The 25,817-nt window shown below is 57.2% G+C and carries 29 protein-coding genes, 1 tRNA gene and 1 pseudogene; 16 read left to right on the forward strand and 15 right to left on the reverse strand.

The annotated features are described in order from the left end of the window. Nucleotides 1-61 precede the first annotated feature (61 nt). The 3 genes from ACQY4M_RS21735 to ACQY4M_RS21745 all read left to right on the forward strand — a co-directional run bounded on the left by ACQY4M_RS21735 (nucleotide 62) and on the right by ACQY4M_RS21745 (nucleotide 1,841). Nucleotides 62-1,105, forward strand: a complete 1,044-nt coding sequence (locus ACQY4M_RS21735) for an IS5 family transposase (protein ID WP_428539263.1) — start codon at nucleotides 62-64, stop codon at nucleotides 1,103-1,105. A 65-nt stretch (nucleotides 1,106-1,170) separates the two neighbouring features. Then, nucleotides 1,171-1,332: a hypothetical protein gene (locus ACQY4M_RS21740; protein ID WP_428548710.1), complete on the forward strand. Its 162-nt coding sequence runs from the start codon at nucleotides 1,171-1,173 to the stop codon at nucleotides 1,330-1,332. A gap of 101 nt (nucleotides 1,333-1,433) precedes the next feature. Next, nucleotides 1,434-1,841 (forward strand): universal stress protein, encoded by a 408-nt coding sequence (locus tag ACQY4M_RS21745; RefSeq protein WP_428548713.1) that lies wholly within the window; start codon nucleotides 1,434-1,436, stop codon nucleotides 1,839-1,841. Between the two features lie 64 nt (nucleotides 1,842-1,905). Here ACQY4M_RS21745 and ACQY4M_RS21750 read toward each other — a convergent pair whose 3' ends face one another. Together ACQY4M_RS21750 and uvrB are read right to left on the reverse strand one after the other, a co-directional pair. Then, complete coding sequence (locus ACQY4M_RS21750; RefSeq protein WP_428548716.1) at nucleotides 1,906-2,280, reverse strand: hypothetical protein; 375 nt, start codon at nucleotides 2,278-2,280, stop codon at nucleotides 1,906-1,908. Between the two features lie 141 nt (nucleotides 2,281-2,421). Beyond that, the gene (uvrB, locus tag ACQY4M_RS21755) at nucleotides 2,422-4,560 is read right to left on the reverse strand and encodes an excinuclease ABC subunit UvrB (RefSeq protein ID WP_428548718.1); all 2,139 of its coding nucleotides are present in this window, start codon (nucleotides 4,558-4,560) and stop codon (nucleotides 2,422-2,424) included. 452 nt (nucleotides 4,561-5,012) lie between these two features. Here uvrB and ACQY4M_RS21760 point away from each other — a divergent pair, with 452 nt between their 5' ends. The 3 genes from ACQY4M_RS21760 to ACQY4M_RS21770 all read left to right on the forward strand — a co-directional run bounded on the left by ACQY4M_RS21760 (nucleotide 5,013) and on the right by ACQY4M_RS21770 (nucleotide 6,168). Further along, the gene (locus ACQY4M_RS21760; RefSeq protein WP_428548721.1) at nucleotides 5,013-5,324 is read left to right on the forward strand and encodes an ETC complex I subunit; all 312 of its coding nucleotides are present in this window, start codon (nucleotides 5,013-5,015) and stop codon (nucleotides 5,322-5,324) included. 43 nt (nucleotides 5,325-5,367) lie between these two features. After that, nucleotides 5,368-5,444 (forward strand) — tRNA-Arg (locus ACQY4M_RS21765). Between the two features lie 25 nt (nucleotides 5,445-5,469). Continuing rightward, the gene (locus ACQY4M_RS21770) at nucleotides 5,470-6,168 is read left to right on the forward strand and encodes a phosphatase PAP2 family protein (RefSeq protein ID WP_428548724.1); all 699 of its coding nucleotides are present in this window, start codon (nucleotides 5,470-5,472) and stop codon (nucleotides 6,166-6,168) included. On the opposite strand, the gene ACQY4M_RS21775 is transcribed toward ACQY4M_RS21770, so the two are convergent. The 3 genes from ACQY4M_RS21775 to ACQY4M_RS21785 all read right to left on the reverse strand — a co-directional run bounded on the left by ACQY4M_RS21775 (nucleotide 6,147) and on the right by ACQY4M_RS21785 (nucleotide 8,421). Further along, complete coding sequence (locus ACQY4M_RS21775) at nucleotides 6,147-7,193, reverse strand: YeeE/YedE family protein (RefSeq protein ID WP_428548727.1); 1,047 nt, start codon at nucleotides 7,191-7,193, stop codon at nucleotides 6,147-6,149. The two genes, ACQY4M_RS21770 and ACQY4M_RS21775, sit on opposite strands and share 22 nt — an antisense overlap. Before the next feature lie 320 nt (nucleotides 7,194-7,513). Beyond that, nucleotides 7,514-7,870: an ArsR/SmtB family transcription factor gene (locus ACQY4M_RS21780; RefSeq protein WP_428548730.1), complete on the reverse strand. Its 357-nt coding sequence runs from the start codon at nucleotides 7,868-7,870 to the stop codon at nucleotides 7,514-7,516. A 164-nt stretch (nucleotides 7,871-8,034) separates the two neighbouring features. Further along, nucleotides 8,035-8,421, reverse strand: a complete 387-nt coding sequence (locus ACQY4M_RS21785) for a hypothetical protein (protein ID WP_428548733.1) — start codon at nucleotides 8,419-8,421, stop codon at nucleotides 8,035-8,037. Between the two features lie 118 nt (nucleotides 8,422-8,539). On the opposite strand from ACQY4M_RS21785, the gene ACQY4M_RS21790 reads away from it, so the two are divergent. The 10 genes and pseudogenes from ACQY4M_RS21790 to ACQY4M_RS21835 all read left to right on the forward strand — a co-directional run bounded on the left by ACQY4M_RS21790 (nucleotide 8,540) and on the right by ACQY4M_RS21835 (nucleotide 17,091). Beyond that, the gene (locus ACQY4M_RS21790; protein WP_428539227.1) at nucleotides 8,540-9,583 is read left to right on the forward strand and encodes an IS5 family transposase; all 1,044 of its coding nucleotides are present in this window, start codon (nucleotides 8,540-8,542) and stop codon (nucleotides 9,581-9,583) included. Between the two features lie 194 nt (nucleotides 9,584-9,777). Further along, entirely contained in the window at nucleotides 9,778-10,515 is a 738-nt protein-coding gene (locus ACQY4M_RS21795; RefSeq protein WP_428548736.1) for a cytochrome c biogenesis CcdA family protein, read from the forward strand. A gap of 17 nt (nucleotides 10,516-10,532) precedes the next feature. Then, nucleotides 10,533-11,102: a thioredoxin family protein gene (locus ACQY4M_RS21800; protein ID WP_428548739.1), complete on the forward strand. Its 570-nt coding sequence runs from the start codon at nucleotides 10,533-10,535 to the stop codon at nucleotides 11,100-11,102. Between the two features lie 169 nt (nucleotides 11,103-11,271). Further along, nucleotides 11,272-11,745: a sulfur oxidation c-type cytochrome SoxX gene (gene soxX / locus ACQY4M_RS21805; RefSeq protein ID WP_428548742.1), complete on the forward strand. Its 474-nt coding sequence runs from the start codon at nucleotides 11,272-11,274 to the stop codon at nucleotides 11,743-11,745. A 37-nt stretch (nucleotides 11,746-11,782) separates the two neighbouring features. After that, nucleotides 11,783-12,199 (forward strand): annotated as a pseudogene (gene soxY / locus ACQY4M_RS21810) (thiosulfate oxidation carrier protein SoxY); the annotation flags it as partial. Nucleotides 12,200-12,218: 19 nt separating this feature from the next. Continuing rightward, nucleotides 12,219-12,548, forward strand: a complete 330-nt coding sequence (gene soxZ, locus ACQY4M_RS21815) for a thiosulfate oxidation carrier complex protein SoxZ (RefSeq protein ID WP_428548745.1) — start codon at nucleotides 12,219-12,221, stop codon at nucleotides 12,546-12,548. Between the two features lie 30 nt (nucleotides 12,549-12,578). Continuing rightward, entirely contained in the window at nucleotides 12,579-13,451 is an 873-nt protein-coding gene (soxA, locus tag ACQY4M_RS21820; protein ID WP_428548748.1) for a sulfur oxidation c-type cytochrome SoxA, read from the forward strand. Between the two features lie 134 nt (nucleotides 13,452-13,585). Continuing rightward, nucleotides 13,586-15,283 (forward strand): thiosulfohydrolase SoxB, encoded by a 1,698-nt coding sequence (gene soxB, locus ACQY4M_RS21825; RefSeq protein ID WP_428548751.1) that lies wholly within the window; start codon nucleotides 13,586-13,588, stop codon nucleotides 15,281-15,283. Then, a complete protein-coding gene (gene soxC / locus ACQY4M_RS21830) occupies nucleotides 15,276-16,502 on the forward strand; it encodes a sulfite dehydrogenase (RefSeq protein ID WP_428548754.1) in 1,227 nt (408 codons plus the stop codon). The genes soxB and soxC overlap by 8 nt, the downstream gene beginning before the upstream one ends. After that, entirely contained in the window at nucleotides 16,486-17,091 is a 606-nt protein-coding gene (locus tag ACQY4M_RS21835; RefSeq protein WP_428548757.1) for a c-type cytochrome, read from the forward strand. Before soxC ends, ACQY4M_RS21835 begins: the two co-directional genes overlap by 17 nt. Before the next feature lie 3 nt (nucleotides 17,092-17,094). Here ACQY4M_RS21835 and ACQY4M_RS21840 read toward each other — a convergent pair whose 3' ends face one another. The 10 genes from ACQY4M_RS21840 to pobA all read right to left on the reverse strand — a co-directional run bounded on the left by ACQY4M_RS21840 (nucleotide 17,095) and on the right by pobA (nucleotide 25,776). Further along, a complete protein-coding gene (locus ACQY4M_RS21840) occupies nucleotides 17,095-17,388 on the reverse strand; it encodes an ArsR/SmtB family transcription factor (protein WP_428549050.1) in 294 nt (97 codons plus the stop codon). Nucleotides 17,389-17,554: 166 nt separating this feature from the next. After that, nucleotides 17,555-18,640, reverse strand: a complete 1,086-nt coding sequence (locus ACQY4M_RS21845) for a Zn-dependent alcohol dehydrogenase (RefSeq protein WP_428548760.1) — start codon at nucleotides 18,638-18,640, stop codon at nucleotides 17,555-17,557. Nucleotides 18,641-18,685: 45 nt separating this feature from the next. Next, nucleotides 18,686-19,909 carry a TCR/Tet family MFS transporter gene (locus ACQY4M_RS21850; protein WP_428548763.1) on the reverse strand — a complete coding sequence of 408 codons (1,224 nt, stop codon included), beginning with the start codon at nucleotides 19,907-19,909 and terminating at the stop codon, nucleotides 18,686-18,688. A 55-nt stretch (nucleotides 19,910-19,964) separates the two neighbouring features. Next, entirely contained in the window at nucleotides 19,965-21,287 is a 1,323-nt protein-coding gene (locus ACQY4M_RS21855; RefSeq protein ID WP_428548766.1) for a class-II fumarase/aspartase family protein, read from the reverse strand. Then, a complete protein-coding gene (locus ACQY4M_RS21860) occupies nucleotides 21,288-22,115 on the reverse strand; it encodes a 3-keto-5-aminohexanoate cleavage protein (protein ID WP_428548769.1) in 828 nt (275 codons plus the stop codon). A gap of 3 nt (nucleotides 22,116-22,118) precedes the next feature. Beyond that, a complete protein-coding gene (pcaG, locus tag ACQY4M_RS21865; protein ID WP_428548772.1) occupies nucleotides 22,119-22,721 on the reverse strand; it encodes a protocatechuate 3,4-dioxygenase subunit alpha in 603 nt (200 codons plus the stop codon). Then, on the reverse strand, nucleotides 22,721-23,443 hold the full coding sequence (gene pcaH, locus ACQY4M_RS21870) for a protocatechuate 3,4-dioxygenase subunit beta (RefSeq protein WP_428548775.1): 723 nt from the start codon (nucleotides 23,441-23,443) through the stop codon (nucleotides 22,721-22,723). The genes pcaG and pcaH overlap by 1 nt, the downstream gene beginning before the upstream one ends. Further along, nucleotides 23,440-23,820 (reverse strand): 4-carboxymuconolactone decarboxylase, encoded by a 381-nt coding sequence (gene pcaC / locus ACQY4M_RS21875; protein ID WP_428548778.1) that lies wholly within the window; start codon nucleotides 23,818-23,820, stop codon nucleotides 23,440-23,442. Before pcaC ends, pcaH begins: the two co-directional genes overlap by 4 nt. Then, a complete protein-coding gene (gene pcaD / locus ACQY4M_RS21880) occupies nucleotides 23,813-24,607 on the reverse strand; it encodes a 3-oxoadipate enol-lactonase (protein WP_428548781.1) in 795 nt (264 codons plus the stop codon). Before pcaD ends, pcaC begins: the two co-directional genes overlap by 8 nt. Continuing rightward, nucleotides 24,607-25,776, reverse strand: coding sequence for a 4-hydroxybenzoate 3-monooxygenase (gene pobA, locus ACQY4M_RS21885; RefSeq protein WP_428548784.1), 1,170 nt, complete (start codon nucleotides 25,774-25,776; stop codon nucleotides 24,607-24,609). The genes pcaD and pobA overlap by 1 nt, the downstream gene beginning before the upstream one ends. Between the last annotated feature and the right edge of the window lie 41 nt (nucleotides 25,777-25,817).

Genomic DNA, 25,817 nt, shown 5'->3' on the forward strand with positions numbered 1-25,817 from the left:
CCGGCCTGACGGGGTAGAATCGTCATCAGGATGAAAATGATTCGACCGACGGGGTTTTGTCATGGGTCATATGGGATTTTTTGATCTTTCCAGCCGATACGCGGGACTGGACAAATCTGGTGATCCGCTGGTGTTGCTCAACGACATGGTGCCGTTCGAGGATTACCGGGACGAGCTGAAGGCCATATGGCGCACGCCGCCCGAACAGCGCAAATCCAACGCTGGCCGCCCGCCTTGGGATGAGGTGCTGATATTCAAGACGATGGTTTTGCAGCAGCTCTACAACCTCTCTGACGATCAGATCGAGTATCAGATCCGCGACCGCCTGTCGTTCATGCGGTTTCTCGGCCTTGGCATTGAAGACAGCGTACCTGACGCCAAGACCATCTGGGCCTACCGTGAAAGGCTGGCCGGGGCCGGGAAGATGAAGGAGCTGTTTGACAAGTTCGATGCCTTTCTGCGCGAAAAGGGCTATCTGGCGATGGGCGGGCAGATTGTTGATGCGAGCATCGTTCCGGCGCCGCGCCAGCACAACAAAAGGGACGAGAACGAGAAAATCAAGGCGGGCGAAACGCCTGAAGAGTGGGAGGAAAAACCCCACAAGAAGCGCCAGAAGGACGTGGATGCGCGCTGGACGAAGAAGCACGGCAAGAGCTATTACGGCTACAAGAACCACATCAATGTCGACCGGCGGCACAAATTCATCCGCGCTTATGATGTCACCGATGCCGCCGTGCATGACAGCCAGGCGCTTGCCGGTCTGATTGATGCGAGCAACACCTCATCGGACCTGTGGGCCGACAGCGCCTATCGCTCGCAAAAGATCGAAAGCGAGCTGGAAGAGCGGGGGCTTCACAGCCATATCCATCACAAGGGCAGGCGCGGCAAGCCGCTTGGCGAGCGCCAGCAAAAGGCCAACCGGAGGCGCTCGAAAGTGCGGGTCCGGGTCGAGCATGTATTCGCTTTTCAGGAGCGCTCCATGGGCGGCAAGCTGATCCGCTCCATCGGCCTGAAGCGGGCGCGATTTCGCATCGGGATGATGAACCTGGTCTACAACATGAAGCGCTTCGTCCAGTTCGAATGCGGCCTGGCGGCGCCGGGATAAGGGTTCATGGGGTGAGGTGTGCCTGAAATACCCAAAACCGGCTTGAAACCGGTGAAAATGGGTTTATGATCCGAAGCAATCAGGCGGGACAGGCGAAAAACCGTCCACCCCGCCGCGAAGAAGGCGAAAACGGGAATTTACAGAGGTTCCCTAAATATCAACAAGATACGCATTTATTAACCCTCGCTCTGATCCGCCCCGCCGACAGGGTGCCGCGAAAATGGTAAACAAGGTGTTAATCCGGACGGGATTCACGGTTGATGTGCATCATGGCAACAGGATGTGGCGGATTGCTATAATGCGGGCGAACAATAAAGGAGACGTCCTCATGTATAAAAACATCATCGTACCCGTCGCACTTGACCACGGCCATGATCCGGCCGAGGCCATTGGCATTGCCAAAGCCCTGCTGGCCGATGGCGGCAAGATTACCCTGCTCAGTGTGATCGAGCCGATCCCCGGTTATATTGCAACCTATATGCCCGAGGGGCAATTGGAGAAGAACCGGCAGGAAACTCTGGAAAATCTGCAATCGGATGCCGGTGGGGACGAAAGCATTGATACCCGTGTGATCATGGGCCACCCGGGCAGCGCGATTGTGGACCATGCCAATAGCAACAATGTCGATCTGATCGTTATCGCTTCGCATAAACCGGGGTTGCAGGATTTCTTCCTTGGCTCGACCGCTGCACGGGTTGTGCGGTATTCCAAATGTGCGGTGCATGTGCTGCGATAGGGCGGGATGATAAGGTAGCGGTGGGCGAACCTGCGGCTTTGCCGCAGAACCGCCCACCCTACGGTTATTCCGGAAACTGGATGCGGCAGTTCGCGATTGCCGCGTCCATCTTGCGCCTTTCGGCGGGCAGGCGGCGTTTCAATTGCGCCAGTTTGCGCCGTTCCTCGGCCACGTCGATGGTGACGGGGGTTTCTTTGGTGCGGTATTCGGTGTGGAAGCAATTGTAGGGTTTGCCATCCGCATCATAGCAGGTATCGATCACCTCGTAGGGTTCCTGACTGCGATGGATGGCATAGCCGCGGGCGATGTTGCCTTGGGTGGTGCTGATCAGGGTTTGCATCGTGCGCACCTGACTGCTGGCGGTGTTGATACACTGTTCCTGCGGGGTGGCGCAGGCGGCAAGGATAGCAAGGGCGGGAAGGGCGAGGTATTTGAGCATTGGGTATCGTCCGGTTGGGGTGTGCGTCCGAGCGAGAGTATTGGGGATTTGGCGGGGGATGTCAAATGGTGGGGTGGTGGGCGAACCTGTGGTGGGCGAACTGCAGCTGCGCCGCAGAACCGCCCACCCTACACCAGTGCTCTACCTCTTCCCCCACTTCCGGCTACTCCCCGCCTTACCCGCCGTTGACCGCCCTCCGGCTGCGCTTGCGGCCTCGACAGCGGATTGCCGCGCTAGCGGGTCGTCGGCGATGGCCAGTTCCACCGCTTCCAGACGGCGCACTTCGTCGCGCAGGCGGGCAGCTTCTTCGAACTCCAGATTTTCAGCGGCTTTGCGCATGTCGCTCCGCAATGCCTCCAGATGGGTTGCAAGGTTCTCGCCGATCAGCGGTTTGTCCACGGTCGCGGTGATTCGGGACATGTCGGTGTCGCCGTCATACAGCCCTGACAACACGTCGCCGATATTCTTTTTCACCGTCGCGGGCGTGATGCCGTGTTCTTCGTTATAGGCGATCTGGCGGGCGCGGCGGCGTTCGGTTTCCTTCATCGCACGCTCCATGCTGCCGGTGATCCGGTCGGCATACATGATCACGCGCCCCTCGACATTTCGTGCCGCACGCCCGATGGTCTGTACCAGCGAGGTTTCCGAGCGCAAGAAGCCCTCTTTGTCCGCATCCAGAATGGCGACCAGACCACATTCGGGTATATCCAGACCTTCACGCAGCAGGTTGATGCCGACCAGCACGTCGAAGGCGCCCAGCCGCAGGTCACGCAGGATTTCGATGCGTTCCAGCGTGTCGATGTCACTGTGCATGTAACGCACGCGGATGCCCTGTTCGTGCAGGTATTCGGTCAGGTCTTCGGCCATGCGCTTGGTCAGGGTGGTGACCAGCGTGCGCATGCCCTTGGCCGCGACTTTGCGCACCTCGTCCAGCAGATCATCGACCTGCATTTCCACGGGGCGGATTTCAATCACGGGCTCCAGCAGGCCGGTGGGGCGGATCACCTGTTCGACAAACACGCCGCCTGATTGTTCCAGCTCCCAGTTTTGCGGGGTGGCGGATACAAAGATGGATTGCGAACGCATCGCATCCCATTCCTCGAATTTCAGCGGCCGGTTGTCCATGCAGGACGGCAGGCGAAAGCCGTGTTCGGACAGGGTGAATTTACGCCGGTAGTCGCCTTTGTACATGCCGCCGATCTGGGGCACGGAAACGTGGCTTTCGTCGGCGAAAACGATGGCGTTGTCGGGGATGTATTCAAACAGGGTGGGGGGCGGTTCACCCGGGGCGCGGCCGGTCAGGTAGCGGGAGTAGTTTTCGATACCGGCGCAAAAGCCCGAGGCTTCCAGCATTTCCAGATCGAACCGCGTGCGTTGCTCCAGCCGCTGCGCTTCCAGCAGCTTGCCTTCGGCGTTGAAATGCTCCAGCCGCACGCGCAGTTCTTCCTTGATGTGTTTGATGGCCTGAAGCAAGGTCGGGCGCGGGGTGACGTAATGCGAATTGGCGTAAACCCGCACCTTGTCCAGCGTGGCGGTTTTGGCGCCGGTCAGGGTGTCGAATTCGGTGATCCCTTCCAACTCATCGCCAAAGAAGGATAGCCGCCAGCCGCGATCCTCAAGGTGGCTGGGCCAGATTTCAAGGCTGTCACCGCGCATACGAAAGGTGCCGCGGGCAAAGGCGTTATCATTGCGTTTGTATTGCTGGGCGATCAGCCCCTGCATGATTTCGCGCTGGTCGTATTCTTCGCCAGTCACCAGATCCTGCGTCATGGCGGTATAGGTTTCGGGCGAGCCGATGCCGTAGATGCAGGACACGGATGCCACGATGATCACATCATCGCGTTCCAGCAGGGCGCGGGTGGCGGAATGGCGCATCCTGTCGATTTGTTCGTTAATGGCGCTGTCTTTTTCGATGAAGGTATCGGTGCGGGGCACATAGGCCTCGGGTTGATAATAGTCATAAAAGGACACGAAATATTCGACCGAGTTTTCAGGGAAGAATCCCTTCATTTCGCCATACAGCTGCGCGGCAAGGGTTTTGTTCGGGGCAAGGATGATCGCGGGGCGCTGTGTTTCCTCGATCACCTTGGCCATGGTGAAGGTTTTGCCGGTACCGGTCGCGCCCAGCAGCACCTGATTGCGTTCGCCCGAATTGATGGCTTCGCTCAATTCCCTGATCGCGGTTGGCTGATCGCCGGCTGGTTCAAACTCGGTATGCATGACAAAGCGTTTGCCGCCTTCGAGTTTTTTGCGGCGCGGTTCCGTGGTGTTTTGCTGCATGGCGTGATTCCTATCTGGGCCGCCAGTTTTGATCTGTTTTTGTTCTTCTGCAAGGGGGTGGTTCGGCACAGCGAAGATTTCCCATGTTTTTAAGGCAAAAGGGGGGAAGTTTTATCAAATAGTTAAAACTATAGGAAGATTTTTATCCATTTAGCCACAACCCAAGGGGTATTTTATTGTTGCCAGTTAGAAAAACTATGCTTAACGTGAGGGGGCAAGCAGAAGAACTGATTGTCGATCAAGCGCACACCCACCCCACCCTCGCTCCCTAGCACTTGATCGGCAATCGCTTGTTTTTCCCAGTACGGTGCAGGCGATGTGGTGATTTACCGGTGGGTTTGTGCGTGGCGATCCGATAAATTCGAAAACCGCAATAGGCAGGTCAATGTATGCTTGCGTATGCCACCAATTTTCGGGATAACAGGGCAACTGAATATCGGAGACTCAGGATCATGCTTGCGCGGATATACCAACCTGCCAGAAATGCCATGCAATCGGGCACAGCCAAAAGCCGTCAATGGGTGCTGGAATTTGCCCCCGAAGCCGCGCGCTGCATCGACCCCTTGATGGGCTGGACCAGTTCTAGCGATATGGATTCACAAGTGCGGTTACAGTTCGACACCAAAGAAGCCGCAATTGAATATGCCCAACAGCATGGTATTGACGCGCAGGTGTTCGAACCACACAAGCGCAAGCCGGTGGTCCGCCCCGGCGGTTACGGCGAAAACTTTGCCACCAACCGGCGCAGCGTCTGGACCCACTAGGGGTTGCTTTTTCGCGTCCTTTCTCGCAGTAAGCCATGAAATTGGTCCCGTAGCTCAACTGGATAGAGCACCTGACTTCTAATCAGGGGGTTGCAGGTTCGAGTCCTGCCGGGATCGCCAATGTGTCTACCGGAGAAGGCCTAATATGGTTCAGCCCCCCATTCGCATCAATCGCGTGCGGCATTTGATCGTTTCTGTTGTGCTGCTGTTTGTTGTGGTGCTGGGGTTGGAAAACACCGGTCTGGATATGGCATTCCAGCATTTGCTGTATCGCAACGGCGCGTGGCTGGTGGATTATTCCCAGCCGGTGATCCGGTTATTTTTCTATGACGCGCCGAAAAAATTGCTGGTGCTGTATGCCATCCTGATCCTGCTGGCGCTGGTGCTGTCGTTTGTGATCAAACCCCTGCGCCGGTTTCGCACCCGCAATAATCTGTTCATCCTGCTGTGCCTGCTGCTGGTGCCTGCGGTGGTCGGGCTGGGCAAAAAGGAAACCCATGTGCATTGCCCCTATCAGTTACAGGAATTCGGCGGCGTTGTGCCCTATGTGACGCTGTTTGAAGCCAACAAATACGAAACCCCGGGGCGGTGTTTTCCGGCGGGCCATGCCTCGGGCGGGTTTGCGCTGTTGTTGTTCGTGATGATCGCGGCAACACGCAGACAGCAGATGGCGGCACTGGCGGGGGCGATGGCGCTGGGCTGGGCGATGGGGGGATACCAGATGGTAAACGGGCGGCATTTCCTCAGCCATACGTTAACCACCATTGTGCTGGCCTGGATCGTTATCCTGCTGGTGCATATGGCGCTATTTGGCCGGCGTTATTATTCCGGTTCGAACCCGTGAATCAGGTGGCGCAGGCCAATCAACCCGCCGGCTGCAATCGCAGCTAATGTGACAGGGCCGGAATAGGCCAGTGTTGCAAACGCCGACAGCCCCTGACCCACCGAACAGCCCAAGGCGGTAACGCCGCCGATGCCCATCAGGGCCGCACCCCCCACCTGACGGCCCAATTCGCGCGGGTCTTCGCAGGCTTCCCATTTGAAATCGCGTTTGATCGAGGAGCCGATGAAAGCACCGGCGATCACCCCCAAAACCGAGCCAACGGAAAACACCAGACCACCGGCCGAGGACGTCATCAGCCAGATCAGGGTGCGACCCAGCGGGGCAGTGAAGGTATAGCTTTCGGGCATCACTTCGCCAAAACTGATGTCGTTCAGGTATGATGTGCCCCAAAAGCCAAAGGTGATGGCAAACCCTACGGCAACCGACCAGAATATCTGTTCGTGATTGTTGCGCAGCTTTTCATAGGATAACGCCCACAGGATCAGCACCGTGGCAAAGGCAAGCGCGATGGCAAAGGGGGCGATACCGGTGGCCTCGCCCAAAGTGTAGGCGATCGAGCTGATCCCTTCGGAAGGTTCTTCCTTTATTAGAAACAGACGCGGTGCAGCCAGAGGCCCGTTCAGGGTGATGAAGCTGAAGATTGCCATCACCACCAGCACCACCAAGGCGCGCAAATCGCCGCCGCCAAAACGGGTCAATGCGGAATAGCCACAGTTGCCCGCCATCGCCATGCCATAGCCAAACAGCAAACCGCCGAAAATACTGGCCAGCGGGTTCCATTTGACCTGATGGTAGAAGGATAGCGAGAAATCGAAAATTCCGGCAGCGTTCAGGGTAAAAACCCCTATGATTGCCGTGCCAAGGGCCATGCCCCACATCCGCAAACGGGTCTGGTCTTCTCCATAGACAGCAGTTTCCAAGGCGCCAAGCGAACAAAAATAGCCCATCCGCCCGGCAAGGCCCAATATAATGCCGCCAAACAGCCCGACAAGGGCCGCTTGAGCACCAAATGGCAGCAAATCCATAGTATCCTCCCGCGTGCCGGTTTTCCGGTCTGTTCTTGGATAAGGATATTTGTGCGCCAGACAGGCACAGGGGTTCAAGGAAAATCGTCTCGTGCACATCCAATCTAACCAGAATAGTGCATTCATCGCACAACCCGAGGCAGTGTTCGCACTCGCAAATGCGTTCGGGGTGCGTGGTGAATGCGGTTCGGTTGGATTTGCACTAAAAGGTTCTGGAAAAAGGAAAAACCCGCAAGGGCAAATCAGGCCCGCACGGGTTGATAGCACCATTTCAATTGGCGAATTCTGTTGTTTGGTCGGGTGACCGTCCGCGTGGCAGGCTATTCCTGTTCCGTGCCGCAGAACAGGTTATAGACCAGATCGATTGCCTGGCGGGCCTTTGTATCGCCCAGCTTGTAATAGATCGTTTTACCTTCACGCCGGTATTTGACCAGCCCTTCCAGCCGCAGCCGCGCCAGTTGCTGGCTGACGGATGCCTGTCGCGATGACAGCAGTTTTTCCAGCTCGGTTACCGTCTTTTCACCCGAAGACAGATGGCACAGGATCATCAGACGCCCTTCGTGCCCCAAGGCCTTTAGAAAAGACGAGGCTTCGCTTGCGCGCCCGCCCAATTCATCGGTATCGACGCCGTCTTTGCTGGCGGCCGTGTTGTTAAAACCGGTTAGTGTCGCTTCCATTGGAACGCTCCTTACTCTTTAGAACCCGGGTTCGTCATTTGGCCATTTAAAGGCCATTTCGTTAACCGAAACAAAGGGGTTCCCTCTGAATACGGTATTTTTAGCACCCCCAGAACCTGTCCTTTGGGCAGGTGTGCAATAATCAGCGCGTTGTTCTCTTAACTTCATGCGCCCGGATCCCTTTGCAGGTCTTCGGGCAGCTTTTTAATCATGGTTTCCATGAACCACCAGAAAAATTCATCACTTCGATAACCTTCGATCCGGCCAACTTCCTGACCGTCATTCAACAGGATGAATGTCGGTGTATAGATTGGTGGAGAATTTAACGTTATGCCCTTTTCAAGCGGGTCGTGAATTTTCACTTTTACCAGCGGTGCAATGCGTCCTTCGGCTGTTTTCGGGTAAATCGGCCCGATCTCGGCCTTCCATCGTTCGCACCACGGGCAGCCGTCCTGTTCAACCATCATCAGGCGAACATCTGCGATAACCTGCTGAGATGTAAGGAAAAAACCAAACATCAATCCAATTAACAGGGTCATTATCCGCAGCATAAAACGGCATCCTTGCGTTACATAGACATATGGGAACCTCTAAAAATCCCCCAAAATCCGGCCTGACGGGGTAGAATCGTCATCAGGATGAAAATGATTCGACCGACGGGGTTTTGTCATGGGTCAGATGGGATTTTTTGATCTTTCCAGCCGATACGCGGGACTGGACAAATCTGGTGATCCGCTGGTGTTGCTCAACGACATGGTGCCGTTCGAGGATTACCGGGACGAGCTGAAGGCCATATGGCGCACGCCGCCCGAACAGCGCAAATCCAACGCTGGCCGCCCGCCTTGGGATGAGGTGCTGATATTCAAGACGATGGTTTTGCAGCAGCTCTACAACCTCTCTGACGATCAGATCGAGTATCAGATCCGCGACCGCCTGTCGTTCATGCGGTTTCTCGGCCTTGGCATTGAAGACAGCGTACCTGACGCCAAGACCATCTGGGCCTACCGTGAAAGGCTGGCCGGGGCCGGGAAGATGAAGGAGCTGTTTGACAAGTTCGATGCCTTTCTGCGCGAAAAGGGCTATCTGGCGATGGGCGGGCAGATTGTTGATGCGAGCATCGTTCCGGCGCCGCGCCAGCACAACAAAAGGGACGAGAACGAGAAAATCAAGGCGGGCGAAACGCCTGAAGAGTGGGAGGAAAAACCCCACAAGAAGCGCCAGAAGGACGTGGATGCGCGCTGGACGAAGAAGCACGGCAAGAGCTATTACGGCTACAAGAACCACATCAATGTCGACCGGCGGCACAAATTCATCCGCGCTTATGATGTCACCGATGCCGCCGTGCATGACAGCCAGGCGCTTGCCGGTCTGATTGATGCGAGCAACACCTCATCGGACCTGTGGGCCGACAGCGCCTATCGCTCGCAAAAGATCGAAAGCGAGCTGGAAGAGCGGGGGCTTCACAGCCATATCCATCACAAGGGCAGGCGCGGCAAGCCGCTTGGCGAGCGCCAGCAAAAGGCCAACCGGAGGCGCTCGAAAGTGCGGGTCCGGGTCGAGCATGTATTCGCTTTTCAGGAGCGCTCCATGGGCGGCAAGCTGATCCGCTCCATCGGCCTGAAGCGGGCGCGATTTCGCATCGGGATGATGAACCTGGTCTACAACATGAAGCGCTTCGTCCAGTTCGAATGCGGCCTGGCGGCGCCGGGATAAGGGTTCATGGGGTGAGGTGTGCCTGAAATACCCAAAACCGGCTTGAAACCGGTGAAAATGGGTTTATGATCCGAAGCAATCAGGCGGGACAGGCGAAAAACCGTCCACCCCGCCGCGAAGAAGGCGAAAACGGGAATTTACAGAGGTTCCCATATGATAATATGTTTTGACCATGCGGACAAGGACAACACAACATGTTTGATGCGACATTCGGCGGGGCACTGCTGCAGGGATTGATTGCTTTCTTTTCACCCTGTGTGCTGCCTATGGTGCCGTTTTACTTTAGCTACATGGCCGGCATTTCGATGTCGGAACTGCAAAGCGACGACAGCATCGCACCGGGGGCGGCAAGGCGGCTGGTGATCTCGGCATTGTTTTTTGCGCTGGGGGTAACCACGATCTTTTTCCTTTTAGGGATGGGGGCGACTGCGGCAGGGCAAACCGTGCGGATTTGGAAAACCGAACTGACCTACGCGGCAGCAGCGATCATATTCGTGTTCGGTCTGCATTTTCTGGGTATCCTGCGGGTGCCGTTCCTGTATCGCGAGGCGAAATTCGAAAGCAAGGCGGACCCTTCAACCATCGTCGGGGCCTATGTGATGGGGTTGGCCTTCGGGTTCGGATGGTCGGCTTGTGTTGGTCCGATGTTGGCCAGTATCCTGTTTTTGGCCTCGATGAAAGATTCAGTGATGCAGGGCGGGTTGCTGCTGATGACATTCGGTCTGGCCATGACCTCGCCCTTTGTCCTGGCCGCGTTTTTCGCCAAACCTTTCCTGCGCTGGATGGCCCGAAATCGTAAATATCTGGCCTATGTCGAAAAAGTGATGGGGTTGATGCTGATCCTGTTTGCTATTCTGATGGTGACCAATACCCTGAATGTTATCGCCAATTTCATGATCGAAATGTTCCCGTGGTTCCAGACCATCGGCTAGCACTGAAAGGATACCCCATGCGTTTTCTCGGATTTGTATTTGCGGCTTTGATGACGGTTTCAATGCCTGTGGCGGCCGTGGAAATGGGCGATGACGGCTTGCATAAACCGACATGGTTGCAAGACACCTTCAAGGATGTCCGCGAGGATCTGGTGACAGCCAATGAGGAGGGCAAGCGCCTGTTGATCATCTGGGAGCAACGCGGCTGTATCTATTGCAACAAGATGCACACCGAGATTTTCCCGCAACCGGAAATTGACAAGCTGCTGCGCGAGAAATTTTTTGTGGTGCAAATGAATCTGTTTGGCGATGTCGAAGTCACCGATTTGGACGGCACGGTTCTACCCGAACGGGAGATGGCGGCGCGCTGGGGGATTATTTTTACCCCGACAATGATGTTCATGCGCGATGGCGAAACCGACGAAGATCTGGCCAGCGAATTTGCCGCCGCAACCATGCCGGGTGCCTTTGGCAAATACACCACGCGGCACCTGATGGAGTGGATTCTGAAAAAAGGCTATGACGGGGACGAACCATTTCAGAAATATCACGCAAGAATGCTGAAAGAAGAAGGTGTCATCGAATAATCGCGCGTGGCAAAAAAATTATAATCTTCGATTTTACCTGTGTTTATTAGGGCTTCGCGCAAGAATCTTGCTTAGATACATTCACACATGCTAATTTAATGTTGCAGGGGTGCGACATTTTGTTCTACCCTTTGGGTTCGGAGGACAGAATCCAATGGGAGGAAACATAATGAAGCCAGCTGTTTTAGGCATGGCCGCCTTGATAGCAGCAACGACTGCACTATCCGCAGCCGAAGTTGAACCGGGCAAAGTCGTCTTTGCCGAAGATGGATCCGTAGCAATGTCTTTGACGGGGGTGCCGGGCGATCCGGCCGCCGGTCGCAAAGCGATAGGATCCAAGAAAATTGGCAACTGCGTTGCCTGTCACCAAATCACGGAAATGAGCGATGTGCCGTTCCACGGGGAAATCGGGCCGTCGCTTGATGGCGTGGGCGAACGGTATACCGAAGCCCAGATCCGCGGCATCGTAACCGATGCCAAGCACACCTTTGCGGATACGATCATGCCGTCCTTTTACAAGGTCGACGGATTTATCCGCCCTGGCAAGCGCTATACCGGCAAGGCCGCCGATGATACTTTCGGACCTTTGCTCGAAGCGCAGCAGATCGAGGATGTTGTCTCGTATCTGGTGACACTGAAGTAATTCCCGCAAGGGATGCGTAAAGACTAACAGGAGAAAATTTATGGAATTAACGAGACGCGATGCGATGGCAATCGGTGCTTGCGCGTTGGCCGCAACAGCGCTGCCGTTTCAGGCATCCGCCGCAACCGAAGCCGCGATGGCCTTTACCGGGGGTGCCGAACCCACCGAAGGCGGTGTCACGCTGACAACACCGGAAATCGCCGAAAACGGGAACACCGTTCCGATTGCGGTCGATGCGCCCGGTGCTGTTGCAATCATCATTATTGCTGAAGGCAACCCGGATCCGAAAACTGCAGAAGTGACTTTTGGCCCGATGTCCGGTGCCCAGTCCATTTCGATGCGTATTCGGTTGGCCGGAACCCAGAACGTTGTTGCAATCGCCAAGATGGCCGACGGCAGCTTTGTTCAGGCTTCGAATGCAGTAAAAGTAACAATCGGCGGCTGCGGCGGCTAACCCCAGGAGGAAACGAAAAATGGCATCTGGTGTAAAACCCCGTGTTAAAGTCCCTAAATCGGCAGCAGCCGGTTCAAGCATCACAATCAAAACCCTGATCAGCCACAAGATGGAATCGGGGCGTCGCAAAGACAAGCAGGGCAACCTTATCCCGCGTTCGATCATTAATCGCTTTACTTGCGAATTTAATGGTCAACAGGTGGTTGAAGTTGCGATGGAGCCGTCGATCTCGACCAATCCATTCTTTCAGTTCGACGCCAAAGTTCCTGAGTCAGGCGAGTTCAAGTTCACTTGGTACGATGATGACGGCTCTGTCTATGAGGCAGCCAAATCCATCGAAGCGACCTAAGGGAACAATAAAACAACAGGGAGGATTAAAATGAAAAACAAATCGCTAAATGGCGTATTTGGTTTGGTCGCTGTTACCGCACTTGCAGTCGGGACTGTTTCGGTTTGGGCCGAAACAGCGCCAAAGCCTGCAAATCTGGTGGTGAATGACGAAACTGAAATGGTAACCGAGGCCAAACCGGCCGAAGGTATCTCGCATCTTGCAACCGCCTATGACGGCTGGCGTTTTCGGGCGTCGGAAACACAGGCCGTCCAATCGGATGATTTCGAAAACCCCGGTATGATCTTTGTCGAACAGGCGTTGGACAACTGGAACAAGGTTGACGGCACCGAAGGCAAATCCTGTGCATCCTGTCACGGTGCCCCCGAGGACAGCATGGTTGGTGTTCGCGCCAGTTATCCCAAATGGGATGAAACCATGGGTAAAGTTGCCACAATCGAGATGGAAATCAACAATTGCCGCACGACCCGTATGGGGGCCGAGCCCTGGAAATACACCGGTGGCAAGATGACAGCGATGAATGCGCTGATCTCGACGCAATCGCGCGGTATGCCCGTGAATGTGGCCATTGACGGACCTGCCCAATCGGCATGGGAGCACGGCAAAGAGATGTATTATACCCGCACTGGCGAGCTTGAGCTGTCCTGTGCCAGCTGTCACGAACAGCACTACGGGGATAAGATCCGCGCCGAGACCCTAAGTCAGGGCCAGATCAACGGCTTTCCGTCCTATCGTTTGAAAAACGGCAAGCTGAACAGCATCCATGCCCGTTTCAAGGGCTGTGTTCGCGATACCCGTGCCGAGACCTACAAGCCGGGCAGCCAGGATTTTGTCGATCTTGAACTGTATGTCGCATCGCGCGGCAACGGGCTTTCTGTGACCGGACCTTCGGTTCGTAACTAAAGGCTAATTATTGCGCCCCGCCCTAACCAGCGGGGCGCATTGCTATTTGTTTGTCCATTTATAATAACTTTGCGGGGCGCGAGGGCATTTTGCCCTCTGGTCCTGCGTGACAGTGAACCAAGGGAGAGTACAATATGATTTCGCGTCGCGATTTCTTGCAGGCAACAGTAGCGGCTTCGGCCATTTATGGCGCATCGGGCGTTGGGAATTGGGCCAAACTGGCCGCACAACAGGCGTTAACGCAGGATCAACTGCTGAATTTTGACACCTTCGGCAATGTTACCCTGATCCACATCACCGACATCCACGCCCAGATGAAGCCGACCTATTTCCGCGAACCTGAAATCAATCTGGGGCTGGGTGATGTGAAGGGTCTACCGCCGCATGTTACGGGCGCCGATTTCCTGAAAATGTTCAACATCAAGCCCGGCACCCCCGAGGCCTATGCCCTGACCTATGTCGATTTCACATCATTGGCCAAAACCTATGGCAAGATGGGTGGCATTGACCGGATTGCAACCGTGGTAAATGCCATCCGCGCCGATCGTCCCGATGCGCTGCTGCTGGATGGTGGTGATACGTGGCATGGCTCCTACACCTGTCTGAAAACCCAAGGGCAGGATGTTGTGAACCTGTTCAACCGCCTGAAACCCAACGCAATGACGTTTCATTGGGAATTCACGCTGGGGTCCGAGCGAATTCGCGAGATTATCGACGGTCTGGAATTCCCTGCGATGGGGCAGAACATTTACGACAACGAATGGAACGAACCCTCGGAAGACTTCGTTGATTACGAATTCTTTGAACGTGGCGGCGCCAAGATCGCCGTGATCGGGCAAGCCTTCCCCTATATGCCGATCGCCAACCCCGGCTGGATGTTCCCCGAATATTCATTCGGGATCCATGACGAGCGAATGCAGGAAATGGTTGACGAAGTGCGCGCCGCCGGTGCCGATCTGGTGGTTTGCCTATCGCACAACGGGTTTGACGTGGACCGCAAGATGGCCTCCAAGATCAAGGGCATCGACATCATTCTGACCGGCCACACCCACGACGCATTGCCCGAACCTGTGTTGGTCGGGGAAACCATGCTGATTGCATCGGGATCGAACGGTAAATTCGTGACCCGCCTTGATCTGGACGTGCGCGATGGTCGACTGATGGGTTTCCGCCACAAACTGATCCCGATCTTTTCGGATGTGATTGCGGCGGAACCGGAAATGGCTGCAGCCCTCGAGGCCGAACGCGCGCCCTTCAAGGACGAGCTGGAAGAGGTGATCGGCAAGACCGACAGCCTGCTTTATCGTCGCGGTAATTTCAACGGCACATGGGATGATCTGATCTGTAACGCGCTGATTGACGAGCGCGAGGCCGACATCGCCCTTAGCCCCGGTTTCCGCTGGGGACCAAGCATGATGCCCGGTCAGGACATCACCCGCGAAGACCTGTATAATGCCACCGCGATGAGCTATCCGAATTCCTATCGTTCGGAAATGTCCGGCGAGCAGATCAAGATCATTCTGGAAGACGTGGCCGACAACCTGTTTAACCCTGACCCCTATTACCAGCAGGGCGGCGACATGGTGCGCGTTGGCGGTATGGGTTATCATATCGACGTTTCCAAACCGCAAGGGTCGCGTCTGTCGAATATGACCATGTTGAAAACCGGCGAAGCGATTGATCCGGCGAAAAACTATGTGGTGGCCGGTTGGGCATCGGTGCGTGAAGGCACTGAAGGGCCAGCAATTTTTGATGTGGTTGAAAGCTTTATCAAGAACAAGGGCACGGTACATGTTGATCCGAACAAATCGGTCATGGTGACGGGTGCCTGACACGCCGGACAAAACCCCCAGCCGCCGCGCGTTTCTAACCGCAGGCGCGGCGGCTGGCGGGGCTATGCTGACGGCAGGCCCCACCCTTGCCGGTGGCGATCCGGCGATCACCGGAATGCAGCCGTGGCGGCGTGATCTGGGTGATCCGATTGATGATGCGCCTTACGGGATGCCATCACCGTTTGAAGCCGATGTGATACGCGGGCGAGTCGAATGGCTGACCCCCGACGCCTATACCGCGATCAACTTTACCCCCCTGCACGAACTGGACGGCATCATCACCCCGAACGGGCTGTGTTTCCAGCGCTCGCACGCCGGCGCAGCACAGATTGATCCGGCAAAATACCGGCTGATGATCAACGGGCTGGTGGATCGTCCTTTGGTGTTCACCTTGCAGGATCTGATGCGTTTCCCGCGTGAAAACCGCACATATTTTCTGGAATGTGCTGCCAATTCCGGCATGGAATGGCGCGGGGTGCAAATGGACGGGGTGCAATTCACCCACGGCATGATCCACAATGTCGAATATACCGGCGTGCCGCTGCGATACCTGCTGGACGAAGGATCGGATGCGGCGGCGATGAGCCGCTCGATCCCGCTGGAAAAGGCGCTGGACGATTGTCTGGTCGCCTTTAAAATGAATGGCGAGGCTTTGCGCCCCGAACAAGGTTACCCCGTGCGGCTGGTTGTGCCGGGCTGGGAAGGCAACATGTGGGTGAAATGGCTGCGCCGGATCGAGGTCGGGGACAAACCGTGGCACCACCGCGAGGAAAGCAGCAAATATTCCGACCTGATGGCGGACGGGCGCACGCGCCGGTTTACCTGGGAAATGGATGCCAAATCGGTGATCACCAGCCCCAGCCCGCAAGCACCGGTGCTGCATGGCAAGGGGCCGCTGGTGGTGTCCGGTCTGGCGTGGTCGGGGCGGGGCACCATCCCGCAGGTCGACATCACGCTGGATGGCGGCATCAACTGGGTCAAGGCGCGCCTGTCAGGGCCGAGTTGCGATAAATCCCTGCACCGGTTCTATTACGAATTCGATTGGGACGGGCGCCCCCTGCTGCTGCAAAGCCGTGCCCATGACAGTACCGGATATGTGCAGCCGACCAAGGACGCGCTGCGCAAATTGCGCGGGGTGAATTCGAACTACCACAACAACGGCATCCAGACATGGCACCTGCAAAGCGACGGGAGGGTCGAGAATGTCGAGGTTTCCTAGCCTGCTGATGGTGCTTTGTTTCGCTATGCCGGTAACGGCCGAGCCTTTGGGTCTTGGTCGTGTGGCGGAACCCGATGAAATTGCCGCATGGGACATCGACGTGCGCCCTGACGGTTTGGGCCTGCCTGCAGGCAGCGGTAGCGTGGCCATGGGCGAAGAAGTGTTCATTGAAAAATGCGCGGCCTGCCATGGTGATTTTGCCGAAGGGGTCGGGCGGTATCCGGCGCTGGCGGGGGGCTTGGATACCCTGCAGGATGAACGCCCCATGCGCACGATTGGGTCATTCTGGCCTTATCTTTCAACCGCTTACGATTTTATCAACCGGGCGATGACGGTGGGCTATGGCGAAGCGGCCAGCGATGACGAAATTTACGCCATCCTTGCCTATCTGCTATATTCAAGCGATCTGGTGGACGAGGATTTCGTGCTGAGCCGTGAAAATTTCACCAGCATCCACCTGCCCAACGAGGGTGGTTTCTACATGGATGATCGCGCGCAAACCGAATTGCCTCTGTTCACCCATGACGCTTGCATGAGCAACTGTAAAACCGATGTGGAAATCACCGCGCGGGTGCCGGGTTCGCAGTAGCGCCTATTCCGGCGGTTGGTAATTGCAAAACAGATTGTAGACCAGATCAATCATCTGCCGCGCTTTATTGTCAGCCAGCGCGTAATACATGATTTTCCCGTCACGACGGCAGGAAACAAACCCTTCCAGACGCAAGCGGGCCAGTTGCTGGCTGACGGCAGCCTGACGGGTGGACAAAAGCTGTTCCAGCTGGGTGACAGATTTTTCGCCCGAGGACAAATGGCACAGGATCATCAGGCGCCCTTCGTGGGACAGCGCCTTTAGGAAACTGGCGGCGGCCTCGGATTGGCTGATCATGTCGTCCGGATTTACCGGAACGTAGTGATCATCATTTAATGCGTTTGCTGTAGAAGGCAAAATTCCTACCCTGCTTATAAAAAACCGTTCATATTCGCATATTAGCATGGCAAAAATAAAAAAGCGAGAATATCGCGCGGGATGGCGGGAATTTGCTGTTAGCGGTCTATTTAAACAACACAACATTGCGCCGCGCGGCCCCTGTGCGGGTGTCTTTGATGGCATCGTTGATCTGATCCAGGGTCCAGCGGCCTGAAACCAGCTCATCCAGTTTCAAGCGGCCTTGTTGATACAAGTCCACCATCCACGGAATATCGCGTTTCAGCACCACATCGCCCATTTTGCAGCCCAGCATCTGCTGGCCGGTGGCGGCGGTGATAACGGGTTCATATGTGGCCTTGTCGCCGGAATGGGGCATGCCGACCATCACCAGTTTACCACCCATCGTCAGGTATCGGGCCGCGGTGTCATAAACAGCCGTTGCACCAACGGTAACAAATACCGCATCGGCCATCTTGCCACCGGTCAGTTTGCGCACAGCCCCCCAGGGTTTGGGATCACTGGCCAGAATACCGTGGGTCGCGCCAAATTCCATTGCAACGTCCAGCTTTTCCTCAAGCATATCTATCGCAATGATTTTGGCCGCGCCGGCAATCCGCGCGCCCTGAATGGCGTTCAGGCCCACACCGCCCGCGCCAATCACAACAGCCGTTTGCCCCGCCCGCAGGCCCGCTGTATTCACCACGGCGCCAACTCCGGTGATGACGCCACAGGACAACAGACAGGCCGCATCCATCGGCATGTCGCCCGGGATCGGGGCAATCTGGCTGGTATCGACCACCACCTTTTCGGCAAAGGCCCCACATTCCAGCCCCTGCGCAACCGGCCCGCCTTCAAGCGTGGTCAATGGCCCTTCCATACGGGGAAGGTTGTTACAGATCACCGGCTTGCCGGTAGAACAGGGCACGCATTCACCACAAGACCGGATCAGCGTGACAAGCACCGTATCGCCAATCTGCACGCCCTTCACCCCATGGCCAATGGCAGTAACCCGCCCGGCAGCTTCGTGGCCATAAACCGCAGGCAAATGCCCGCCCCAGCCGCCATCCATAAAGGAAATGTCGGAATGACAGATGGCGCAGGCTTCCAGTGCCACTTCGACTTCGCCTGATTTCGGCGCGCGTAACTCCAGTGTTTCGATGCTTAACGGCTGGCCGAATTCATGGGCAACGGCGGCGCGGATTTTGGTCATGGGGCTCTCCTTGGTGTTCAGGGCGAGGGGAGCGCAAATCACGCCCTATGGCAAGGGGTGTTCTGTGGTTTCCTGTCCGGTGCGGGCCAGATAGATGCCGACGCAAACCGCAATCAGCCCCAACGACAGGATAAACGGTGCGCCCGGCATGTAGAACGGGGCGCGGGCGGATATGAAATAGCTGAACGTCTGGGTCATTAGGATGGGCGACAGGATGGTGCCGATCGATCCGACACTGCCCAGCAACCCCTGCAATTCGCCCTGCTGGTTGTCAGCGGCGGTGCGTGACATAATAGACAGCAATGCGGGGCCGGAAATCGCCCCCAGCGCGGTGACAGGTGTCAGGGCCAGCACGATCCAGCCGTTCGGAATCAGGGCGATACCCAGAAATGACAGCATATTGATCAGCAGCCCCAACAGCAGTGTGCGCTCTTCGCCAAGACGGGCAATGATATGACGGATCAGCAGGCCCTGCACGATGGCGATCGAGATACCAAAAGTCGCCAGCGAATAGCCCACCATCAGCCCGTCCCAACCAAACCTTTCACGGGTGAAATAGGCCCAGACGGCCGGATAGACGAAAAAGGCGATGGAATAGAGCAGATGCACCGTCAGCAGTGCTTTTAGCCCCGGCAGGCGGGCGATATGTTTGAACGCCCCCAGCGGGTTGGCGCGGCGCCATTCAAACGGGCGGCGAATGGCGTCGGTCACGGTTTCGGGCATCACGAAATAGCCGAAGGTGAAATTGGCGGCGGCCAGCATGGCGGCAGCATAGAATGGCGCACGGGGGCCAAGGGTGGATAACACCCCGCCAATAAGCGGGCCGATGACAAAGCCAATGCCAAAGGCGGCACTGACAAGGCCGAAGTTCTTGGCCTTGTCCTTGGCCGTGGAAATATCGGCCATGAAGGCGGTGCCGGTGGATTGGGTGGCGGCGGTGATGCCGGCCACAATGCGCCCTGCCAGCAGTATCCAGATGCTGCCGGCAATGGCCATCACCAGATAATCCAGTGACATGAAAAACAGCGATACCAGCAGCACACGGCGGCGGCCAAACCGGTCTGACAGGTTGCCGATGGTGGGCGAAAACAGGAACTGCATCACCGCGAAACTGGTTGCCAGCACCCCGCCCCACATCGCCGCCGAGGCCAGATCGGTATGGCGAAGTTGCCGGATTAGGTCCGGCATCACCGGCATGATCAATCCAATGCCCATGGAATCGATCACCAGCGTGATCATGATGAAAAGGATAGGCAGGCGGGTTTTCATTGTCAGGTCCGGTATGTTGCGCGTCCCTGACGGCTATCAAACTGAACCGAATAGTTCAATATGCTTTTGCAGCCTTGGCAAATGTGCGGGCCTGCGCAGGGGCCTCGCCCAACTGGTTTTCGGGTGTAAACAGGGCGGCAGGATTATCGGGCCATTTGGCGCGGGCCAGATCGGGCAGGGGGGTGGCGTCGGTTTTTGCCTGCTGGCACAGGGCTTTGACCTCGGCCTGCGTTTGCGGGCGGGGTTGGGTTTTGGCCAGCTCGAAACTAAGGGCCTCGGCATAGATCAGGCCCAGCCCGTCGTCGATATGGGTAAGCATCCGGTCGGGATCAGGCGTGATATTGCCCGACAGATCACCCGTTGCGGTCAGGGCGCGCCCTGTGGCCATGGTGATTTGGCCAAGGTTCATCCATTCCACAAACCACGCCGCCCCGTCGCGTTGCTGGCGGTGGATTTGCGCGCCCTGAAGGGCCGCGTTCAGGGCCGTGACCTGACGCGCCAGCGCCACCAGCAGGGACGGCAACACCGGATTGGATTTCTGCGGCATGGTCGAAGATGATCCGCCGCCACCCAGCGAAACCTCGGCAATGCCCGATTGGGTCAGCAACAGTAAATCCTCGCCCATCTTGCCAAGGCTGCCTGTCACCAGCGCCAGCCATCCGGAATAGTCGGCGATGCTGTCGCGGGTGCTGTGCCACGGGGTGTCGGTGGCCGTTAGCCCCAGCGCCATGGCCATTTTGCGCCGCAGCTCCGGCGCTTTTTCCAGTTGTGAAGCCGTGCCAGCAGCACCGAACAGGCTGATCCGCAGCAGGCGCGGGCGCAACTCGGTGAGCCGTTGAAAATGGTCAATCAGCGGCATCCCCCATGTGGCCACTGTGGCCCCGAATGTTGTGGGCGAGGCAATCTGCCCATAGGTGCGCCCCGCCATCGGCAGATCGGCATGGGTTTCGGCCAGCGTGCCCAGGGCTTTGATAATGGCTTTCAGGCGCTCCTCGAACAGCGCCAGCACCTGTTTTAGCCGCAACACCAAAGCGGTGTCCATGATGTCTTGCGAGGTTGCGCCCCAGTGGAAATACTGCGCGTGTTCCGGTGCCTCCGTTGCGGCGTGAAAGGCCTTGACCAGCGCCGGAACCACTACCGCGTTGATACCGGTTTCGGCGGATAAACCGGCGGGATCGATCTGTACCTCCATCACCGCGCGTTTGATAAAGGCGGCAGAGTCGGACGGGATCACCCCCAGTTCCCCCTGCGCCTGCGCCAATGCCCCTTCGACCAGCAGCATCGCGCGCACTTCGGCGCTATCGGAAAACAGGCGGGCGATGTCGTCATCACCAAACAACCCGCGCATCATGGCGCTATCAAAGGGGGTAACGGCCATCTAACCCTCCAGCCCAAGGATAGCGCGGGCCTGTTGCGGTGTGGCGACAGGACGGTCGTATTTGGCGCAAAGATCAGCAGCACGGGCGACCAATGCGGCATTTGAAGGGGCCAGTGTGTGCCGGTCCAGCCGGATGTTATCCTCAAGCCCCGTGCGGGTGTGGCCACCGGCGGCGATGGACCATTCGTTGATCCTGATCTGCCCTGCACCGACTCCGGCCCCGCACCACTGGGCATTGGGGGCAAGGCGGCTCAAAGTCCGAATGTAGAAATCGAACACCTCTTTATCCACTGGCATGGCGTTTTTTACGCCCATCACGAATTGCACATAGAGCGGGGATTTCAGGCGGCCATCCTGTGCCATCGCAACAGCCTGAAAGATGTGGCTTAAATCAAAGACCTCGATCTCGGGCTTGATGTCGTATTTCAGCATCTCGCCCGCCAGCCAATCGACCAGATCAGGCGGGTTTTCGTAAACGCGGGTGGGGAAGTTGTTGGAGCCAACGGTGAGCGAGGCCATATCGGGGTGCAGGGGCAGCATACCGCCGCGTTCCGCGCCTGCACCCGAGCGCCCGCCAGTGGAAAACTGCACGATCATATCGGGGCAATGGGTGCGGATGCCCTCCATCAGCAGGGCAAAGCGGTCAGGATCGGAAGTGGGCGAGCCGTCATCATTACGCACATGGCAATGGGCGATGGACGCGCCAGCCTCGTACGCCGCATGGGTGCTTTCGATCTGTTCGGCGATGCTGACAGGCACCGCCGGATTGTCGGATTTTTGCGCCACCGATCCGGTGATCGCCACGCAGATGATGCAGGGGTTTGTCATCGCTTAAATATCCAGAAACACGGTTTCATCCTGCCCCTGTATGCGGATATCAAAACGGTATGTCACGCCTTTGTCGTTTTCCGCGCGGGTGGCAATCAGGGTCTGGCGACGGTGGGTCTGTTCGATCAGGTTCAGCACGGGGTCATTACTGTTGTCACAATCGTCAAAATACATCCGCGTGTTCAGGCCAAGGTTGATGCCCCGCGCGACGATCCACAGGTTGATATGCGGGGCCTGCGTGGTGCCACCCCGGCCTGCTGTGGCGCCCGGTTTGATGGTGTCAAAACCCCAAAGACCGGTGTCAAAATCGGTGATCACCCGCCCCCAGCCGCGAAAGCCGTCCTCGACCCCGCGCCCGTCCTCGGGGTGGGCATAATGGCCGTTCGCATTGGCCTGCCACGCCTCGATCAGCACATCTTTTACCGGTGCACCCGTGCCGTCATATACGCAGCCCTCGACGCGGATGCGTTCGCCTTTGGCGTTTGGTCCGGCGATGTCCCAGCCCAGTTCCTGTTTGAAAATGTCAAAACCGGCAGCACGCGGGGCGAGGCCGATGTGCACATATGGGCCAGCGGTTTGCGACGGGGTTTCTTTCAGGTATTTCATCAGTTCCCCTCCAGCCGGTTTTCAAACAGGGTCGAACGCCGCCCGCGTAGCACGATGTCGAACCGATAGGCGATGCTGTCCAGCGGCACGCTGGCATTCATGTCGAGTTTGGCGACCAGTTGGTCAATCGCCTCGGCATCCGGCACGGTCTGCACGATCGGACATTTGGCAATCAGCGGATCGCCCTCGAAATACAGCTGGGTGATCAGCCGTTGCGCAAAACCCGCGCCGAAGATTGAAAAATGGATATGCGCGGGCCGCCAGTTGTTGACCCAGTTGCGCCACGGATAGGCGCCCGGTTTCACGGTGCGGAAATAGTAATAGCCGTCGTCATCCGTCATGGTGCGCCCGCAGCCGCCGAAATTGGGGTCAATCGGTGCAAGGTAGGTATCCTTTTTATGCCGGTAGCGCCCACCGGCATTGGCCTGCCAGATTTCCACAAGGGTATTGGGCACGGGGCGGGCGTTTTCGTCCAGAACACGGCCATGCACGATGATGCGCTCGCCAATCGGATCGCCGCCGTGGCTGTAGTTTTTCAGCAGATCGTTGTCCAGCGGGTCAATGTCTCTGTGACTGAACACAGGGCCGGTGATTTCCGATAGCGAGTTTTCCAGCGACAACAGCGCGTATTGCGGCGAACGGGTGACGGATGTTTTGTAGTTTTCCGATTTCGCAGGCGGGTGGTGCAGGCGGTCGCGCATGTAGTATTCGGCGGGTTTCATATCTCGACTCCCATTTCGGCGTAAGTGGCCTTGGCGATTTTCAGGGCGTGGTTGGCGGCGGGAACACCGGCATAGATGGCGACATGCATGAAGGCCTCGCGCACCTCATCTGGCGTGGCACCCGTATTGGCCGTGGCGCGAATGTGCAGGACGAGTTCATCCCAGTGACCACCGGCGGCCAGCAGCGCCAGCGTGATCAGGGATCGGTCACGTTTGCTGATGGTGTCGGATGCCCAAAGGGTGCCCCATGCGCCCTCGGTAATCATTTCCTGAAAGGGCGCATCAAACGGGGTTTTGGCCAGTTCGGCGCGGTCCACATGGTCATTGCCCAGCACCGCGCGGCGCGTTTCCATGCCTTTGTCATAGCGTTCAGACATGGCCTTGCTCCTCTAGAAAAGTAGTCAGGACGGCGGCGTATTCCTGGGGTTGTTCGACACAGGGCAAATGGCCTGCACCACGGATCAGATGGAATTTCGACCCCTTCATCAGATCGGCGGTTTCGCGCACCAGATCGGGCGGGGTGGACCCATCTTCGGACCCCGCAATCGCCAGTGTCGGCAGGGTCAGCCGCGCGGTGCTGTCGAACAGATCGGTTTCGGCAATCGCGGCGCTACAGCCCAGATACCCGTCAACCGGCGTGCGGCACAACATATGCCGCCAGCCCGCCAGTTCGACCGGATTTTCCCGCCGCCAGCGGGGCGACAGCCAGCGTTCCAGAATACCTGCTTCCAATGCGGCAATCCCGCCCTTGCGCACGGCCTCCATCCGGTCCTGCCACATCGCAGTGGTGCCGATTTTGGCCGCTGTGTTGGACAGCACCAGCCCGCGCACCAGATCCAGCCGCTCCGCCGCCAGACCTTGCGCAATCATGCCGCCAATGGACAGGCCGACAAAGATGCAGTTTTTCACCCCCAGATGGTCCAGCAGTGCCGCCGCATCCCCCACCAGATCACCCATAAAGTAATCACCATCGGGCGCGCCGGTCAGCCCGTGCCCGCGTGTATCGTAACGGATCAGGCGCAACCCCTTTGGAAGATACGGCATCAACTGGTCCCACAGCCGAAAATCCGTTCCCAGCGAGTTGGAAAACACCACAGCCGCGCCGTTCGGGTCGCCCTGATCGGCGTAGTGCACTGTAATTCCGTTCAATTCCGCCATCTGCATCAGTACGCCAACCCCACATAGTTTTGCGCCAGCACCTTTTGTGCGGCCTCGTTTTCGGCCAAAAATTCCTGATCCGCGCGCTGCATTTTCAGATCAAACGCGCTTTGATCGGGGAAGCGGTGCAGCAGATTTGTCATCCACCAACTGAACCTTTCGGCCTTCCAGATACGGGCCAGCGCGCGGTCGGAATAGTGCGCAAGCCCATCAATATCCTTGTCATGATAGGCGGCAATCAGGGCGTTATACAAATAGTGAATGTCGGATGCAGCCGTATTCAACCCCTTGGCACCGGTCGGCGGCACGATATGGGCCGCATCCCCGCATAAAAACAAACGGCCCCAGCGCATCGGTTCGGTGACGAAACTGCGCAAGGGCGCGATGGACTTTTCAATCGAGGGGCCGGTGATCAGCCGCTCGGCCACCTCGTCGGGCAGGCGGCGTTTCAATTCATCCCAAAAGGCCGCGTCACTCCATTTTTCCACCCCGTCGGACAAAGGCACCTGAATGTAATAGCGCGACAGGTTCGCGTGGCGCATGGAACACAGGGCAAAGCCGCGATCCGAACTGGAATAGATCAATTCGTGATGCACCGGCGGGGTTTCCGACAGCACACCGAGCCAGCCAAAGGGGTAGGCCTTTTCATAATCACGGCGGATCTTGTCAGGGATGGTCGGGCGGCTGGCCCCGTGAAACCCGTCACAGCCGGCGATGTAATCGCAGTCGATCCGCTGCTCGCCCTGACCGGCGTCATAGGTGATGTAAGGCGCATCCGTATTAGCATCGTGGATTTGCACATTATCGGTATTGAAAATGATCTGCCCACCCATCGCCTGCCGCGCGTCATACAGATCGCGGGTCAGCTCGGTCTGGCCGTAAACCACAACCGAGGTGCCGGTCAGTGCCTTGAAATCAATGCGGAACTGGGTGTTTCCGTAGGCAATGCAGGTGCCATCATGGGTGAAACTTTCGGCATCCATCCGCGTGGCCACACCGGCCTCGCGCATTAGATTGACAAAGCCGACCTCAAGCACCCCCGCCCGAATGCGACCCAGCACATAGTCGCGGGTTTTGCGTTCCAGCACTACGGTATCAATGCCCTTGCAGTGCAATAGCTGACTTAGCAACAACCCCGAAGGGCCGCCGCCGATAATGGCAACTTGCGTGCGCATCTGTTTTCTCCCTGTTCGGGGGCAGTATCAGGGAAAGTAGT

The organism is Profundibacter sp., assembly GCF_965277155.1.
Lineage (GTDB): Bacteria > Pseudomonadota > Alphaproteobacteria > Rhodobacterales > Rhodobacteraceae > Profundibacter.

What these genes read in the sequence shown, in the direction of transcription:
- ACQY4M_RS21735 (WP_428539263.1), top strand. Translation starts at nt 62, where the DNA reads ATGGGTCATATGGGATTTTTTGATCTTTCCAGCCGATACGCGGGACTG.
- ACQY4M_RS21740 (WP_428548710.1), top strand. Translation starts at nt 1,171, where the DNA reads ATGATCCGAAGCAATCAGGCGGGACAGGCGAAAAACCGTCCACCCCGC.
- ACQY4M_RS21745 (WP_428548713.1), top strand. Translation starts at nt 1,434, where the DNA reads ATGTATAAAAACATCATCGTACCCGTCGCACTTGACCACGGCCATGAT.
- ACQY4M_RS21750 (WP_428548716.1), bottom strand. Translation starts at nt 2,280, where the DNA reads ATGCTCAAATACCTCGCCCTTCCCGCCCTTGCTATCCTTGCCGCCTGC.
- uvrB (WP_428548718.1), bottom strand. Translation starts at nt 4,560, where the DNA reads ATGCAGCAAAACACCACGGAACCGCGCCGCAAAAAACTCGAAGGCGGC.
- ACQY4M_RS21760 (WP_428548721.1), top strand. Translation starts at nt 5,013, where the DNA reads ATGCTTGCGCGGATATACCAACCTGCCAGAAATGCCATGCAATCGGGC.
- ACQY4M_RS21770 (WP_428548724.1), top strand. Translation starts at nt 5,470, where the DNA reads ATGGTTCAGCCCCCCATTCGCATCAATCGCGTGCGGCATTTGATCGTT.
- ACQY4M_RS21775 (WP_428548727.1), bottom strand. Translation starts at nt 7,193, where the DNA reads ATGGATTTGCTGCCATTTGGTGCTCAAGCGGCCCTTGTCGGGCTGTTT.
- ACQY4M_RS21780 (WP_428548730.1), bottom strand. Translation starts at nt 7,870, where the DNA reads ATGGAAGCGACACTAACCGGTTTTAACAACACGGCCGCCAGCAAAGAC.
- ACQY4M_RS21785 (WP_428548733.1), bottom strand. Translation starts at nt 8,421, where the DNA reads ATGCTGCGGATAATGACCCTGTTAATTGGATTGATGTTTGGTTTTTTC.
- ACQY4M_RS21790 (WP_428539227.1), top strand. Translation starts at nt 8,540, where the DNA reads ATGGGTCAGATGGGATTTTTTGATCTTTCCAGCCGATACGCGGGACTG.
- ACQY4M_RS21795 (WP_428548736.1), top strand. Translation starts at nt 9,778, where the DNA reads ATGTTTGATGCGACATTCGGCGGGGCACTGCTGCAGGGATTGATTGCT.
- ACQY4M_RS21800 (WP_428548739.1), top strand. Translation starts at nt 10,533, where the DNA reads ATGCGTTTTCTCGGATTTGTATTTGCGGCTTTGATGACGGTTTCAATG.
- soxX (WP_428548742.1), top strand. Translation starts at nt 11,272, where the DNA reads ATGAAGCCAGCTGTTTTAGGCATGGCCGCCTTGATAGCAGCAACGACT.
- soxZ (WP_428548745.1), top strand. Translation starts at nt 12,219, where the DNA reads ATGGCATCTGGTGTAAAACCCCGTGTTAAAGTCCCTAAATCGGCAGCA.
- soxA (WP_428548748.1), top strand. Translation starts at nt 12,579, where the DNA reads ATGAAAAACAAATCGCTAAATGGCGTATTTGGTTTGGTCGCTGTTACC.
- soxB (WP_428548751.1), top strand. Translation starts at nt 13,586, where the DNA reads ATGATTTCGCGTCGCGATTTCTTGCAGGCAACAGTAGCGGCTTCGGCC.
- ACQY4M_RS21835 (WP_428548757.1), top strand. Translation starts at nt 16,486, where the DNA reads ATGTCGAGGTTTCCTAGCCTGCTGATGGTGCTTTGTTTCGCTATGCCG.
- ACQY4M_RS21840 (WP_428549050.1), bottom strand. Translation starts at nt 17,388, where the DNA reads ATGATCAGCCAATCCGAGGCCGCCGCCAGTTTCCTAAAGGCGCTGTCC.
- ACQY4M_RS21845 (WP_428548760.1), bottom strand. Translation starts at nt 18,640, where the DNA reads ATGACCAAAATCCGCGCCGCCGTTGCCCATGAATTCGGCCAGCCGTTA.
- ACQY4M_RS21850 (WP_428548763.1), bottom strand. Translation starts at nt 19,909, where the DNA reads ATGAAAACCCGCCTGCCTATCCTTTTCATCATGATCACGCTGGTGATC.
- ACQY4M_RS21855 (WP_428548766.1), bottom strand. Translation starts at nt 21,287, where the DNA reads ATGGCCGTTACCCCCTTTGATAGCGCCATGATGCGCGGGTTGTTTGGT.
- ACQY4M_RS21860 (WP_428548769.1), bottom strand. Translation starts at nt 22,115, where the DNA reads ATGACAAACCCCTGCATCATCTGCGTGGCGATCACCGGATCGGTGGCG.
- pcaG (WP_428548772.1), bottom strand. Translation starts at nt 22,721, where the DNA reads ATGAAATACCTGAAAGAAACCCCGTCGCAAACCGCTGGCCCATATGTG.
- pcaH (WP_428548775.1), bottom strand. Translation starts at nt 23,443, where the DNA reads ATGAAACCCGCCGAATACTACATGCGCGACCGCCTGCACCACCCGCCT.
- pcaC (WP_428548778.1), bottom strand. Translation starts at nt 23,820, where the DNA reads ATGTCTGAACGCTATGACAAAGGCATGGAAACGCGCCGCGCGGTGCTG.
- pcaD (WP_428548781.1), bottom strand. Translation starts at nt 24,607, where the DNA reads ATGCAGATGGCGGAATTGAACGGAATTACAGTGCACTACGCCGATCAG.
- pobA (WP_428548784.1), bottom strand. Translation starts at nt 25,776, where the DNA reads ATGCGCACGCAAGTTGCCATTATCGGCGGCGGCCCTTCGGGGTTGTTG.